Raw genomic sequence first — 13,705 nt, 5'->3', positions numbered from 1 at the left:
CCGGGCTTAGCCTCTCTCCCCATGCCGCCCGGGCACGGCATGGGCTTTCGCTCTATCGGACCAGTGCGACCACACCACAGCGCACCGCATCGGGTCGCACATCTGCATACCCTACAGTAATACCAAGCGCGTTTAACAATCCTATAATGACAGGATCCAATAAACCTAGCACGTTGCTGATCGCCAAGCGTAGTATAGGAATAACAACAAGGTTCACAGTGTTCAGAACCGACTGAAGCCCTGCCGTACCTGATCCAGCCCTCAGCTCCAGGTTTCCCAAAAGATTCCCGAGGATTCGGCCATTTGCATCAGTGGCGCTGACTCTCTGCGCCATTCCGGCGTCTATTTGGGCGGCAGTAAATTCCAGTGTACCGGCTCCCTGGCCGACATTGGCCTGAGCGCGCCCTTCTATTCCGATCGATAGGCCAAAGATCGATACAGTGACGATGTTGGCAAACTGCGGTGCCGAGGCGCTACCGCTTCCCAGCCCTATCGCCGTCGCGCCGGTATCGACCGCCACCCTCATGAGGGTATCGGCCTGCGGCACAGCCCCGCAGGTGATGCCGCTGAGCGTCCCGGTCGCCGCGGCGACCTCGATTATGATCGGCAGGTGGATTTCCGATGCTGCAACGGTAAGATCGACGCCGAGCAACCGGACATCCAGCGTCAGCCGAAGCTGCGAGGTGTGCGCACGCACGCCGACCGGCCCCAGCGCCACATGCCCGTCCGCCGCCACCGGCCCGGACGCCGCCGGTGGCTCGATCAGCGTGAGGGATGCGGTGACCTGCGCGACGAGGGGCAGGTTCAGCAGCGTCCCCAATTGCACGACTTGGTTCCGCCCGCCGACCGCCGCCGCAGCCTGCAGCAATTCGAAGGCGCTGATCCCGAGCGTGGTGTAGCTGGCATCGTCGCCGAGACTCCCGATCGTCTGGCTGGCATGCCCGCCGAGCGCCAGCAGGTCACCGAGGCGGAGCGTGCGGTTATCCCCCACGTTGGCGGCGAGGGTCAGCAGCACATTGCGGGCCGCCACCTGCGCCGTATTCGGCGACAGCGCATTCGCCGCGGCCCCGAGCAGGGTGCCGACGCCGACCACCGATTGCAGCAGGGAAGCGTAGTTGCCCGCGGTCAGGTTGGTGGCGATCGCGAGCCTGTCCAGGAAAGAGAAGGCGTTGACATCGGCAGCGAGCAGCGCGTTGTAGTCGACGGCGTTGAGCGATACCCCTGTCCCGAGCAGGCCGCCGAGCAACTGGTTCAGTGAGGTCGAATCACCGGTGTTCACCGCCAGCAGCCCGGAGCCGATGGTGAAGGCGCCCATCGGCTGGTGCGCCGCGATCGCCCTGGCCGCGACCGGCGTCGTCGCGCCGCCGCCGAAGAGGCGCATCAGGGTCACCGGCGAATTCGTTGTCGCCTGCACCTGGACGGCCGGTGCGGCGTTGAGGCTGGAGCCGCCGGCAACGAAACGCCCGGAGACCGCCAGGCCAGGATCGGCCGTATAGATCCCAGCCTGCGTGGTGATCGAGGCCGTAGGGAAGCCGTTCGCGGTCAACGCCTCCGTCGCCCGCTGCGCCTGCCGCTCCGCCGGTGTGCGCACCGCCGATAGCGCGGCCGCATCCACGGCCGCCTGCAGCCGGCGCCGCTGCCATTGCAGCAGGCTCGCATCCGTCGCCAGCGCGGTCGCCCCCGCCAGGACCATGAATGCCAGGGCAACGATGATCGCGGCCGCGCCGCGACGCTCTCGCCACAAGCCGGTCCGGCGGCGGCGCGGGGTCATGTCATCGCCCACCTATCCCGCTGGCCGGCGCGCTGAACGGCGAGCCGGAGGAAGCTGGTGTGGCCCCGGAGGAGGCAGGCGCCATTCCGAAGGGAGCCACTGCCCCGCCCGGGGTCTGGCCCGCCTGCCCCTGCGCACGGCCCAGCAGCCGCGATGCCTCGCTGCCCGGCACGCCTGGTCCCGGCGGCTGGGTGTCCCTGGTCATGAGTTGCATGTCGATCACGCGGCGCACGACGCTGTCCGTGTCCTGCGACCAGGCCAGGCCCGGCAATGCGATCAGAGCGGAGGCGATCAGCATCTTCATGAGCGCGGTGCTCCTTGCGCGATCGTCTGCGCCTGGCGGCGGATCGCCTGGCGGGCGTTGGGGTCGGCGATCCGGGCCAGCCGCGCCTCGCCTTCCTGGCGGCGATTGTCGGTCAGGAACAGCAGGGTCAGGTTGTTGCCGACCTCGATGTTCTGCGGCTCCAGTTCCTCCGCCTGGCGCAGCCGGAACTCCGCCTGGCGCGCGTCGCCGGCGCGCAGATAGGCGTAGCCGAGATTGTTGAGGTAGCGGACATTGGTGGGATCGCGGGCGACCGCCTCCTGGAAGGATGTCGCCGCCCCCGGCCAATCCCCCGACAGCGCCGCCACGCGCCCGAGCCCGTTCTGCGCCGCCGCGGCGCTGCCGCCGGCCAGCAATTCCCGATAGAGCCGCGTCGCCTCCTCCCGCTGCCCGACCGAGGCCAGGGCGTCGGCGCGCAGCAACTGGCTGCGCTCGGTCGCGCGGTGCCGGCGGGTATACTCGTCGAGATGCGCCAGCGATGCGTGATAGAGGCCGCGCTGGTTCAGCCCGGCGATGACGTCGAGATAGAGATCCCGTTCGCTGTCGGAGCCGCGGTTGTCCGATGCCAGGCTGCTGCCGAAGAGGCTGCCGAGGTCGCCGCCTTCGGTGCATCCCCCGAAGCCGAGCAGCAATGCCAGAAGGACAGATCGGATCATCGTCATCGTCCGGCCGCGCTCCGCAGCATCGCGGTCACGTCGCCGACCGCCGGCGCCGCAATCAGGATTATCAAGGCAGGCAGGAAGCAGGTCACCATGATCACGGTCATCGTCGTGGCAATACGCCCGATCGATGCTCGCGCGTCCTGGATACGCCGCTCGATCAGATCCTCCGCCAATGTCTTCAGCGCGGGTACGACATCCGTGCCGTGCCGCAGCGACTGGCGCAGCACTTCCACGAAGAGCAGTGCCGGCTCGATGGCCAGTCGCTCGCCGAGGCGCTCCAGCGCCAGGTCATGGGGCACGCCATGGTCCAGGTCCGCGACCAGCATCCGCAGCGGTCCGATCACTACCTTCGAAGGCAGCCGCCCCGGCTGCGCCAGGAAACGCAGCGCCTGCTCGATGCCGGCGCCACCCTCCAGCGCCAGGCCAAGCAGATCGAGTGTCACCGGCAGTTCCCTGCGGATCGCTTGCTCCCGCCGTGCCGCCAGCCCGCGCAGGCCGCGGGTGGCGGCGAAAGCGCCGGCCAAGGCACCGACCAAGGCAGCCGCGATGGCGTTCTCTCCACCCAGGAACAGCGCCGCCAAAGTGCCGGCGACAATTGCCACCAGCAGGCGGAACGCGGCGAAAGCCTCTGCGGCTCCGGCGAACTGCACGCCAGCGCGCCGGAGATCACCGCTCAGCACATCTCGCGCCCGGGCACCACCCAGCACTCGGCGCCCGATGGCCACGCTCAGGCCGAACAGCCAGAATCGCGCCCCGCTCGCCGCGGCCAGGCTCGGCGCGGCCAAGCCGGTTCGCTGCACCGCCCCGCTCAGCCGGTCGCGCAATCCGCGCTCTGCCTGCAATCTGGCGATACCGGTGCCGCAGAGCAGCGCCGCGCCAGCAAAGATCAGGATGAGGGCGAGCGGGTCTATCATGATCAAAACCGTGGCTTCGCCAGACGCCGCACCAGCACGACGCCCGTCAGATAGAGCCCGAGCGCCAGCATCCCCGAACGCGCCCCGCGCTCTGGATCGGTGAAGTAATCGAAATGGCCGGGCGTTAGCAGCATCAGCCCCGCCGCCACCAGCAATGGCAGCGCGGTCAGCACCAGCGCGCTGGCGCGGGTCTCAGCGGTGCTGGCGCGCAGCTCCCGCTCCATGCGCGACCGCTGCCGCAGGGTCCGGGAGATATTGGCGAGGGTGCCGGCCAGCCGACCGCCGTAGCGCAGGGAAGCGGCGACGGCGGTCGCGAAGACCGGCAGCGCCAGTCCCCCTTCCCGCTTCGCCAGCCATTCCAGCGCCTCCGGCACGGTCTCGCCATTGGCGATGCGCCTATGCAGCGGCTCCATCGCTTCCCGCAGCCGCGGCCCGCTGGCGAGCGCCGAGCGCCGGATCGCCTGCTCCACCGAGGCGCCGATTTCGATGTGCTGGCGCATCCGGTCGAGGAAGGCCGGCAGCTCCGCCTCCAGCGCGGCGAGCCGGCTCACCATGCGCCGATGCACGAAGAACGCCGTGCCGCCGCAAGCCAGCAAGGCCAGCACCGCCGCGCGCCAGGGCCCGAGCGCCACCGCCCCGAGCAGCGCACAGACCACCAGCATGACGCCGAGCGCGATACCGAGCCGGCGCGGATCGAGCCCCGCGCGGAACAGCAGCAACGTGAGGGGAACCGGCAGCCGCAGCGTGCGCGGCCCAGGCGCGGCCTCGTTCTCCCGCCCGGCCACCAGGCTCCGCAGATGCTGCTCCGCCTGGCGCGATGCGCGGCTGCGCAGCGCCGCCACCAGCACCAGCAGCATGCCCGCGGCCAGGGTCAGCAGGATCAGCGGCAGGTTCATGCGCCCTCCGCATCCATCATCTGGCGCCGCGCGCCCGCCCGCAGCATCGACCGCAGCGGCGCCGTGGCGGCGGCGCGCAAGGTCGGCGCCTCGGCATCCTGCTTCCAGACATCGTGCAGCCGGTAGGTCTCGCCCTCGACGCCGCAGAGCTCCGCGATATGCACGATACGGCGGCGGCCATCGCCGCCGCGCGACACCTCCACGATCATGTTGATCGAGGAGGCGATAAAGCGCCGGAGCGCCCGCGGCTCGAAGGGCAGGCCGGAAAAGGCGAGCAGCATCTCGAGCCGCGCCAGCGCGTCGCGCGGGCTGTTGGCGTGCAAGGTCGAGATCGAGCCGTCATGCCCGGTGCTCATCGCTTGCAGCATCTCGACCGCCTCGGCGCCGCGCACCTCGCCCAGCACGATGCGGTCGGGGCGCATCCGCAGCGCGTTGCGCATCAGCTCGCGCGCCGTCACCGCGCTGCTGCCATCGGGCCCCGCCGGCCGGGTCTCCAGCCGCACCACATGCTCCTGGTGGAGCTGCAGCTCGGCCGCGTCCTCGATGGTGACCAGGCGCTCGGCCTCGTCGATATAGCCGGAGAGGATGTTCAGCAGCGTGGTCTTGCCCGAGCCGGTGCCGCCGATCACCAGGGTGTTGAACTTCGAGCGCACCGCGAGCGCCAGATAGTCGATCACCTCGCGCGGGGCAGAGCCGCCGCGCACCAGGTCGTTCGCGGTTAGCGCGACGCGGCGCTGCTTGCGGATCGAGAGCGCCGGCCCGTCCAGCGCCACCGGCGGCACCACGATGTTCACCCGCGATCCATCCGTCAGCCGCGCGTCGCAGCAGGGGTTGGCCTCATCCACCCGGCGGCCCAGCGGCCCCACGATGCGCTGGATGGTCGCCATCAGATGCGCGTCGTCGCGGAAGCGCAGCGGCATGCGCTGCAACTTGCCCGCACGCTCCACATAGATGCGCGTCGGGCCGTTGACGATGACGTCCTCGACGGTCGGATCGGCGAGCAGCGGCTCCAGCGGGCCGAGCCCGATGATCTCGTCGAGCAGGGCTTCCACCATCTGCCCACGCTCGAAGCCGTTGAGCGCGAGATCGGAGCCCTCCAGCGCGATGCCGACCGCGGCATTGGCATCCTCCCGCAGCTCCGTGCGCTGGGCGCGCTCGGCCACCACGCCGCGCGCGTCCAGCCGGTCGAGCACGGCGCGGAAGGCGCGCGCCTGCACCGCCTGCCAGGCATCGGTGAGATGGGCGCTGCGCCGGCCCGCGCCCGGGACGGGAAGCGGGGTTCTCATGGGCCGATCCCGATGCGGGACAGTGCCCGCCGCCAGCCCGGCGCCGCGGCCGCATCCCCGGTGCCGAGTAGGCGGGAGGAGAGCAGGTCGAGCGAATCGGTGAAGCTGCGCGGCCCGAGGGCGCGGATCAGCAGCCGGCCCCGGTTGAGTGCATTGCGGAACGCCACCCGGTTGTCCGGCAGCGACACCACCGAGGCGAGGCCGAGCGCCCCGCAGATCGCGATCGGCGTCAGCATCACCCGGCTGTCATGCTCGGCGACCGCGAGCACCACGCGTTCCTTCACCACGACGCCGGCATCGCCGAGCAGCCGCAGCGACCGTGCCGCACCACGCGAGGAGGTGATGGTCTGGGTGGCGACGAGGCACCAGCTCCGCACCTGCGGTGCCAGCGCCGTCAGCATCAGCGGCACCGGCTCGCCGCCGAGATTGATGATGACGGGGTCGTAGACCGCGGCCAGCGCGGCCACCAGGCTGCGCAGGTCCCCGGCATCCAGCCGCGCGGCGTCGCGCGGGTCGAGCAGCGGCAGCACCGCGAGGCCGGTCGCCGCGTGCCGCGTCACCGCCCCTTCCAGCAGGGCCGCATCCAGGCGATCGACATCGGTCATCGCCTCGACCACGCCATAGGCGCATTCGGCGCCGAGGCTGAGCGGCGCGTCCGCGGCGCGCGAGGACAGCTCGACCAGCAGTGGCTTGCGGCCGCCCTCCTCGGCGACGCGCACGGCCAGCGCCAGGGCGATCTCGTGCACGGGATCGCCGGTATGGCCACCGATCAGCGCCATGCATTCAGCGCGCCGCTCCGGCCCGCCGCTGCGCAGCGTCCGCTGCAGCCGGTCCCGCAGGCCGCGCCGCAAGGTCGGCTCGGCGGCGCTGCGCGGCAGCACGTCCTGGGCGCCGGCGCGCATGGCGGCCAGCAGCAGCCCGCTCTCGGTCTCGTCGCCCAGCACGACGATCGCGGCGGTCGGCTGCGCGCGGCGGCTGGCGGCCACGAGCTCCGTCACCACCTCGTCCTCGGCGTCGCCATCGACCATCACCAGGTCGGGCCGGACAGCGTGCAGCGTCTCCACCAGCGCGGGATCACCCGGCCGGACGCGCTGCACCTCCGCGAGGCCGGCGAGCGCTACCGAGAGCCGGTCGCCGAGGGCGCGATCCTCGGTCAGGGCCAGGGCGACGGGCAGGTTGTTGCCGGGGGATGTCATCATCATCACGGTCATGGCAGCAATCCGAAGCGCGCAGAGGCTTCGGCCGCCGTGTTGCGCTGCAGGATGATGTCGCCGACGCTCGGCAGCGGCGCCTGTTGGCGCAACGGCCGCAACGCCTGCTCCGCCTGCGGCTGCGACATCGGCCGCACCAGCCGCGGGGTTGCGATGATCACCAGCTCCTGGGCGTCACGCTGCGCCTGCACGCGGGAGAACAGCGCACCGATGATCGGCAACTGCCCGATGCCGGGGATCCGCTGCTCGAGGTTGCCGTTGGTGACGGAGGTCAGCCCCGCCAGCATGAAGCTCTGCCCGCTGCCGAGCTCCACCGTCGTGCTGGTGGAACGCTTGCGGAAGGCGGGCACCGTGTAGCCCTGGATGCTGAGGGCGTTGCTGAAGTCGAGCTCGCTCACCTCGGGTGCCACGCGCAGCAGGATCCGCTCGGGCGACAGCACCACCGGCGAGACCTCGAGCCGGACGCCGAAGGGGCGGTACTCGATCGTGATGGTGTTGCTGAGGCCGCCCTGCGGCACCGGGATCGGCACCTCGCCGCCGGCGAGGAAACTGGCCCGCTCGCCGGAGCGCACCAGCAGCACCGGCTCGGCCAGCACCTGCGCGAAATCGGTCGAGGTCAGCAGCGACAGCGCGGTCTGGATCTGGTTCGGCGCACGCTGCCCGACCAGCAGGTTGAAGGCAGTCGCGATCGGTGCGGTCACGCCGGAAAGCGCGCCGGCGCCGGCCAGCCCCGCGGTCGGGCTCGATGGCGAGATGCTGCTGACCTGCAGGCTGCCGCCGAGCGCGCTGAAGTCGAAGCCAATCGCGCGCAGCCGGCGGGAGGAGACGGCGGCGAATTTCACCTCCACCGCCACCACCTGGTCGCCGCGGATGCGGGTGAGGTCCACCATGTCCCCCTGCCGCGGGCGCGCCGCCTCGAGCAGCCGCTGCTGCGCCTCCAGGCTCGGCACGTCGCCCCGCACCACGACGCGGCCGCCCTCGGCGCCGACGCGGGTGCCGCGGAGCGTGGGATCGCCCGCGGTCAGCGCCCGCGCCCCGGCCGGATCGCCCGCCACGGAGACGCGGATCCGCTGCTGCCGCTCGCCCCGCCAGATGACCACGTCGGTGGCGCCCGGCCCGGTGCCGACGATGCGGAGCTGCCGGTCGCCCACCATGCCGATATCCGCGACCGTGGGATCGCCCACCGCCACCCGCGTGACGTCCGCCCCCACATCCAGCACCTGCTGGGCACCGACGCCGAGGCCGATCGCCCCCGCCTGAGCATGCGCATCCGCCGGCAATCCGAGCAGCGCAGCCAGCAGCAGGGTCATGATCACACGCATCAACGGGCGCTCCGCTGCATGCCGCGGATGATCTCGATCGGCTGCCGCGGCGGCGGCGGCGCGGCGGGCTCGGGCGTCGCCTCCGGCAGCGGTGCGGCCAGGAGCTGCGCGCGGGTGGCGCGCCCCGGATGCGCGCTCGCCTGGTCCTCCGGGTTGCGCAGCGCCAGCAGATAGCCGCCATCCGCGCGGGTCAGGCCGATGAGCAGGGACTGCTCCGGCGTGACGGCGAAGGTCACCGGCCGCACCGATGCCTGGCGCGGCGCATTGGGCTGCTGCGGCTCCTGCTCCAGTTGCTCGCCGATCGCCAGCACCTTGACGCCTTCGGCCACGACCCGCGCGAGGTCGGGCACCTGCGCGCGCGCCGGGCCGCCCCCCTGATCGTCCCGGGTCGCGATCAGCAGGTCGACCATGTCGCCCGGCCGCACCAGCCCGGCGATGCCGGTATCCTCGGCCACGCGCAGCGTCATCGCGCGCATGCCCGCCGGCACCAGCACGGCAAGCCCGGCCCCCGCGGGGCTCGCCGACAGCAGCCCGGCCGAGAGCATCTGCCCGGCCGGGATGCGCTCCACCGCCACGCGCCCGATGACTGCCCCCGCATCGGTGGCGATGCCGCCATCCGGCACCCGCTCCACCCGCAGCATGGCGAGCATCTGCGGCTGCACCACGGCGCCACGCGGGATCTCCTGCTGCGCCACCACGACCACGCGCTCCAGCCCGGCCGCCGGCGCCGCCGGCGCCAGGCCCGTCAGTGGCGCCGGGGCAGGGCGCGGCGCCTCCGGTGCCTGCCGGAGCGCGAAGACGATCCCCACCCCGAGCAGCCCCAGGCCGGCGAGCAGTGGAAGGTTCAGATTGACGGGGCGGAACATGGCTGCGGACCTTCGCGACGGTTCATGAGGCGTTGGCGATGGGGAGTGCCCCCAGCGGGCCCTGCGACCCGACGACCGGCGCCTTCTGGAAGTTGAGGATCATGACGGCGCCCGGGTCGGCATTTTCCGCCCGGATGCTGCCGCCGGACCGGCGCATGATGCCGTGGCAGATCGACAGGCCGAGGCCGGTCCCCTGCCCCAGCGGCTTGGTGGTGAAGAAGGGCTCGAAGATCCGCGCCCCCGCGCCTGGCGGCAGGCCGCTGCCGGTATCGCGCACCCGGAGTTCGACCTGTCCGTCCCGGGGTTGCGCTTCGATCTCCAGCCGCCGCCGGCCCTCGGGCGTCTCGCGCATCGCATCGCGGGCATTGAGCATCAGGTTGACCAGGATCTGTTCGATCATCAGCCTCTGGCCGCGCAGCTTCGGCAGCGTTGCCGGCAATGCGGCATCGACCACGACGCCCGCCCGCGCCAGCGCCGGCCCGGCGAGCACCATGGCGCCGTCCAGCGCCGCGGCCAGGTCCACCGCCTCCTCCGGCCCCGGATCGCTGCGGCCGAAATCGCGCAGATGGGTGGCGATCGTGCGCGTCCGGCCGATCTGGCGCATGATGCGATCGAGCTGGTCGCGTGCCAGCGCGGCCGCCTCGCTGTCCTGCTCCTCCAGCGCATCGCGTGCCGTCTCGGCGGAGAACAGCATCACCGACAGCGGCTGCGCCAGCTCATGCGCCAGCGACGCCGACATCTCGCCGAGCGTCGCGAGCTTGGCCGCCTGGGCGGATTGCGCCGCCAGCGCGCGCTCACGCGTCACGTCCAGCACCTGGCCGGCGACCAGCACGCAGCCGCGTCCGGCCTGGCCGACGATTCGCGCACGGTCCAGAAACCAGCCCTCCCGCCCATCGGCACGGATGAAGGCGTATTCGACCTGGGCCTCGCCATCGGCGAACAGCGCACCCAGGAACGCCGCATAGTCCTGGCGGGAGGCCGGCGCGATGCGCGATTGCCAGGCCCCGGGTGCCGCCAGTTCCATCGGCGAGAAGCCGGTCAGGCGCTCGGCGCCCGCGGTCCGGAAGCCGCAGACGAAGGTGCCGTCGGCCAGCAGGTCGCCGCGATAGGCGGCACCCGGCAGCTCCCCGAGCAGGCCTTCCGCCACCAGCCGCGCACGCCCGGCATCCACCCGGGCCATGTCGGCGGCTGAGGTGGCGCCGCGCGCCGCCCGAAGTGCTGCAAATATCCAATGGCCGGCGAGCAGTATCGGCAGCAGTCCGACACCGATGAGCAACGCGTGCCCCCAGCGCGGCGGCGAGGCCCAGGCCGGGATCATTGTCGTGAATACAATAAGCGCGAGAGAAACTGCCGCTGATCCGACAACGCGCGCCTTCAGCCCTCCATCATCGTGTAACACAACACCAGGGCTGGAGGTGATCGGCAAAATATGGCGAGGCGCCGGCTGCCGGTCGGAGGGCTCTGAAGAATGTTCGGATAGCTGCCGGTAGTTCAAAATTTTGCTCCTCGCGACAAGCCTTTACTGTTTGCCGACTGACCTCCACGTCATTCCATAGACGATGGGATGTTTCGATATCAACCGAAAATTCTCAACAATCTCTAAATTACAAACAAAAGCTTAAATCTAAGTAGTATGCATAAAATATGGGCCTCTTATTACAACTATCCATCTGTTTCCTGCCGACAATGCTGCAATGCAGTATGGCACCGTCACCGCTGTGCGATCGGGAAGCCCGTGAAGGAATAGCCGACATTGCGGATCGACCGGATGACGCCGTCATCGGGCCGCAACCCCAGCTTGCGCCGCAGACCGAAGATGACGTTGTCGACCACCCGTTCGCCCACAGCCCAGTCGCGCCCGTAGACGGCATTCACGAGCTCGTCGCGCGGCACCGGCCGCCCCTGGGAGTTGATGAGTGCCTCCAGCATGCGGGCCTCGGCGCTGGTCAGCAGGATCTGCCGCCCATCCGGCGCCTGCAGCCGTCCGCTCTGGGCCTCGTATTGCCATTGCTCGCGCGGCCGCAGTTCGGGCGGTGGCGACTTGCGGAGATTGGCGCGGATCCGCGCCACCAGCTCACGCCCCGAAACCGGCTTCACCACGAAATCATCGGCGCCGAACTCAAGGCCCAGGACCCGATCGGTCTCGCTCTCGTTCGCGGTGACGACCAGGATCGGCACCGAAGTCAGGGAGCGCAGCTCCGCCAGCCGCGCCACCGTGTCCACCGGGCCCACATGCTGGTCGAGCAGGATGGCATCCGGCCGGACCTCGCCCAACAGCACCAGCGCATGTGCCCAGGTCCCGGCGTGATGGACCTCGAAGCCGAAGCGCCGCAGCACGAGGCCGGTCGCATCCGCAAGCTCCAGGTCGTCCTCCACCATCAGGACCTTCTGCGGCTCTTGCGGCATCGCGTCGTCGCTCATGATGTCCCTTCCGGTCGCTCCATCCACAACCCCAAGCTGCATCTTCTTCACAACCCAGGGCTGTGTATCCAGTATCATGGTCAGAAACTCCGCGTAAAGCTCATGACAAAGCGCCAGCCGCCACTGGTGGGCGTGTAACGAGGCTCCATCACCTGGCGGGCCAGTTCGAGATTCAAGTTGCCCAATTCTCCAATCCGGAAGCCGACTCCGCCGCCGGCTGAAGCAGCACGGTCCCGAAAGTCTCGGAACCCTGCGTAACGTCGCCAAACCTGGGCTCCGTCGATGAAAGCGTAGATTTCGCTGTACGTCACCAAAGGAAGTGCAGTCATGAAGGCGAGCGGTACTGCGAGTTGTACGGCACCGCCAATGCCCGCGTCGCCGGCGAGCGTACCGGGATCGAATGCCCGACCGAGATCGGCACCGCCATAGGTGAACAACTCCGAGGCAGGCAGCCGGTCGGAGGCGATCTGGCCGAGCATCCGCATCCGCAGCACCAGGGCATTGTCGAAGAAGCTGCGATTGTGGGCGGCCAGGAAGCTGAACTTGGTGAAGTTCGGGTCGCCATAGGCGAAGGCGATGTCCTGGCGGGCGCCGAGCACGTCCAGGCCCTGGCTCGCCACGCCACGCAGCACGCTGCTGCTGCTGCCATCGGTCGGGGTGTGGGCATAGATCGCGGCCGCCCGCAGCACGCGGGTGCCTTCGCTCGAGTTGAGCTGGCCGAGCAGCGCCTGGTCGCTCTCGAAGACGTCGAGGCTGAGCGCGAAGTTGAGGTTGTGCGCCTGGCTGCGGATCCAGGGATAGGCGAGCTGCAGGCTTGCGACCGTCGCCGTGCCCTCGAGCGCATTGGTCCGGGTCGGCCGGGTGATGAGATGGCCGATGCTGCCGGTCAAGGTCAGCCCGTCATAGCCGATCGGCAGGGTGTAGGAGCCGGTGAGGTAGGAGTAGCGCCGGAAGTCCGGCGGGAAGCCATAGGCGATCCGGGCGCGGTCGCCTTCCGTGAGCAGGCTGGTCGAGGTGAAGCTGACCCCGGCCTGCACCCGGTCGAGCGCGCCGCCGCCGAGATTGTTGATGCTGAGCCCGATCTGCGGCGGCGCCCGCTCCAGCGACAGCACCAGGCGGACCGCGTCGATGCGGCCGGGCAGCGGCTCGAACCGGCTGCCGACGCGGCGCCCGGCGAGGTCGTTGGAGAGCAGGATGTAGCGCTCCAGGGTGCTCTGGCGCAGCGGCCGGTCGACGACGATGCGGGCGGCATAGTTCCTGAGCCTGTCGACATTGGCCCCATCCGTGTCGCCCTCGATCCGCACCTCGTCTACGAAGCCGAGCTTCACGCCGTAGCGGAGCAGGCCGGAGGCCGGATCGAAGGCGTCGAGGGTGACGGTGATCAGCGCATAGCCGGCGGCCGCATAGGCTGCGCGGATGGCTTCGGCGACCCTGAGGATATCGGCCTGGCCGATCTCGCGCCCGATCAGGGCGGCCCGGGCCTCGGCCGTCGCCTCGGCACCGATCCTGTCCGGCCCGGCGACCGCGACCTCGCGGGGGGTGATCGTCATGCCGCCGGCGGTCGGCGCTATCGGGGCGGACTGGGGCACCGGCGCGGAACGGGGGGTTTCCGGCGGGGTCGCCGTCTCCAGCCGCCCGCGGTCGCCCAGGATCGGGCTCGGCTGGGCCAGGGCCGCCCCGGCCCCCGCGGCGAGCCATGCACCGAGGGCCATGGCGGCGGGGCGACCGGGTGCTGAGAAAATGGTCATGGTGAAAATTCGCCCGGGGGTTGAGAGGCGGAACGCTGATTAGTTGATACGTTCCGCCATTGATACATCCATTACGATCAAGAAGGCGCTAGCGCGCAAGCCCTCCGAGCAGGCCGGTCGCCGGGGCGAGGAGCCCGCCGCGGTTCGCGCCACCTGCCGGAGCGCCGCCGGCAGCGGCGCCGGTCACGCCGTTGAGCACAGTGCCGACCGTACCCAGGACCCCGCCGACCAGGCCCGTCACCGGCGCGGCAGGCGCCGCCGCCGGAGGTGCGGCGGGCGTCGCGCC

Annotated in this window: 13 protein-coding genes; all 13 read right to left on the bottom strand. The window is 70.4% G+C overall.

What is annotated here, in order from left to right; translation table 11 throughout:
- Positions 1–52: 52 nt before the first annotated feature.
- Positions 53–1,771 (bottom strand): TadG family pilus assembly protein, encoded by a 1,719-nt coding sequence (locus tag GXW71_RS27750; RefSeq protein WP_211855960.1) that lies wholly within the window; start codon positions 1,769–1,771, stop codon positions 53–55.
- A 1-nt stretch (position 1,772) separates the two neighbouring features.
- Positions 1,773–2,075 carry a hypothetical protein gene (locus tag GXW71_RS27745; RefSeq protein ID WP_211855959.1) on the bottom strand — a complete coding sequence of 101 codons (303 nt, stop codon included), beginning with the start codon at positions 2,073–2,075 and terminating at the stop codon, positions 1,773–1,775.
- A complete protein-coding gene (locus GXW71_RS27740) occupies positions 2,072–2,749 on the bottom strand; it encodes a tetratricopeptide repeat protein (protein ID WP_211855958.1) in 678 nt (225 codons plus the stop codon). The genes GXW71_RS27745 and GXW71_RS27740 overlap by 4 nt, the downstream gene beginning before the upstream one ends.
- A gap of 2 nt (positions 2,750–2,751) precedes the next feature.
- Positions 2,752–3,669, bottom strand: coding sequence for a type II secretion system F family protein (locus GXW71_RS27735; protein WP_211855957.1), 918 nt, complete (start codon positions 3,667–3,669; stop codon positions 2,752–2,754).
- 2 nt (positions 3,670–3,671) lie between these two features.
- A complete protein-coding gene (locus tag GXW71_RS27730; RefSeq protein WP_211855956.1) occupies positions 3,672–4,565 on the bottom strand; it encodes a type II secretion system F family protein in 894 nt (297 codons plus the stop codon).
- Positions 4,562–5,851 carry a CpaF family protein gene (locus GXW71_RS27725; protein ID WP_211855955.1) on the bottom strand — a complete coding sequence of 430 codons (1,290 nt, stop codon included), beginning with the start codon at positions 5,849–5,851 and terminating at the stop codon, positions 4,562–4,564. Before GXW71_RS27725 ends, GXW71_RS27730 begins: the two co-directional genes overlap by 4 nt.
- Positions 5,848–7,062 carry an AAA family ATPase gene (locus GXW71_RS27720; RefSeq protein WP_211855954.1) on the bottom strand — a complete coding sequence of 405 codons (1,215 nt, stop codon included), beginning with the start codon at positions 7,060–7,062 and terminating at the stop codon, positions 5,848–5,850. Before GXW71_RS27720 ends, GXW71_RS27725 begins: the two co-directional genes overlap by 4 nt.
- The gene (locus tag GXW71_RS27715) at positions 7,059–8,384 is read right to left on the bottom strand and encodes a type II and III secretion system protein family protein (RefSeq protein ID WP_211855953.1); all 1,326 of its coding nucleotides are present in this window, start codon (positions 8,382–8,384) and stop codon (positions 7,059–7,061) included. Before GXW71_RS27715 ends, GXW71_RS27720 begins: the two co-directional genes overlap by 4 nt.
- Complete coding sequence (cpaB, locus tag GXW71_RS27710; protein ID WP_211855952.1) at positions 8,384–9,250, bottom strand: Flp pilus assembly protein CpaB; 867 nt, start codon at positions 9,248–9,250, stop codon at positions 8,384–8,386. The genes GXW71_RS27715 and cpaB overlap by 1 nt, the downstream gene beginning before the upstream one ends.
- 22 nt (positions 9,251–9,272) lie before the next feature.
- On the bottom strand, positions 9,273–10,745 hold the full coding sequence (locus GXW71_RS27705) for a sensor histidine kinase (RefSeq protein WP_211855951.1): 1,473 nt from the start codon (positions 10,743–10,745) through the stop codon (positions 9,273–9,275).
- Between the two features lie 215 nt (positions 10,746–10,960).
- Positions 10,961–11,671: a response regulator transcription factor gene (locus tag GXW71_RS27700; RefSeq protein ID WP_211855950.1), complete on the bottom strand. Its 711-nt coding sequence runs from the start codon at positions 11,669–11,671 to the stop codon at positions 10,961–10,963.
- An 80-nt stretch (positions 11,672–11,751) separates the two neighbouring features.
- The gene (locus GXW71_RS27695) at positions 11,752–13,419 is read right to left on the bottom strand and encodes a ShlB/FhaC/HecB family hemolysin secretion/activation protein (protein WP_211855949.1); all 1,668 of its coding nucleotides are present in this window, start codon (positions 13,417–13,419) and stop codon (positions 11,752–11,754) included.
- 88 nt (positions 13,420–13,507) lie between these two features.
- The coding region (locus GXW71_RS27690) for a hypothetical protein (RefSeq protein ID WP_456315997.1) at positions 13,508–13,705 on the bottom strand (198 nt) is incomplete at its 5' end.

Source organism: Plastoroseomonas hellenica, assembly GCF_018129085.1.
In the GTDB taxonomy this organism is placed as follows: Bacteria; Pseudomonadota; Alphaproteobacteria; order Acetobacterales; family Acetobacteraceae; genus Plastoroseomonas; species Plastoroseomonas hellenica.
This window is presented reverse-complemented; position numbering and strand designations above follow the sequence as displayed.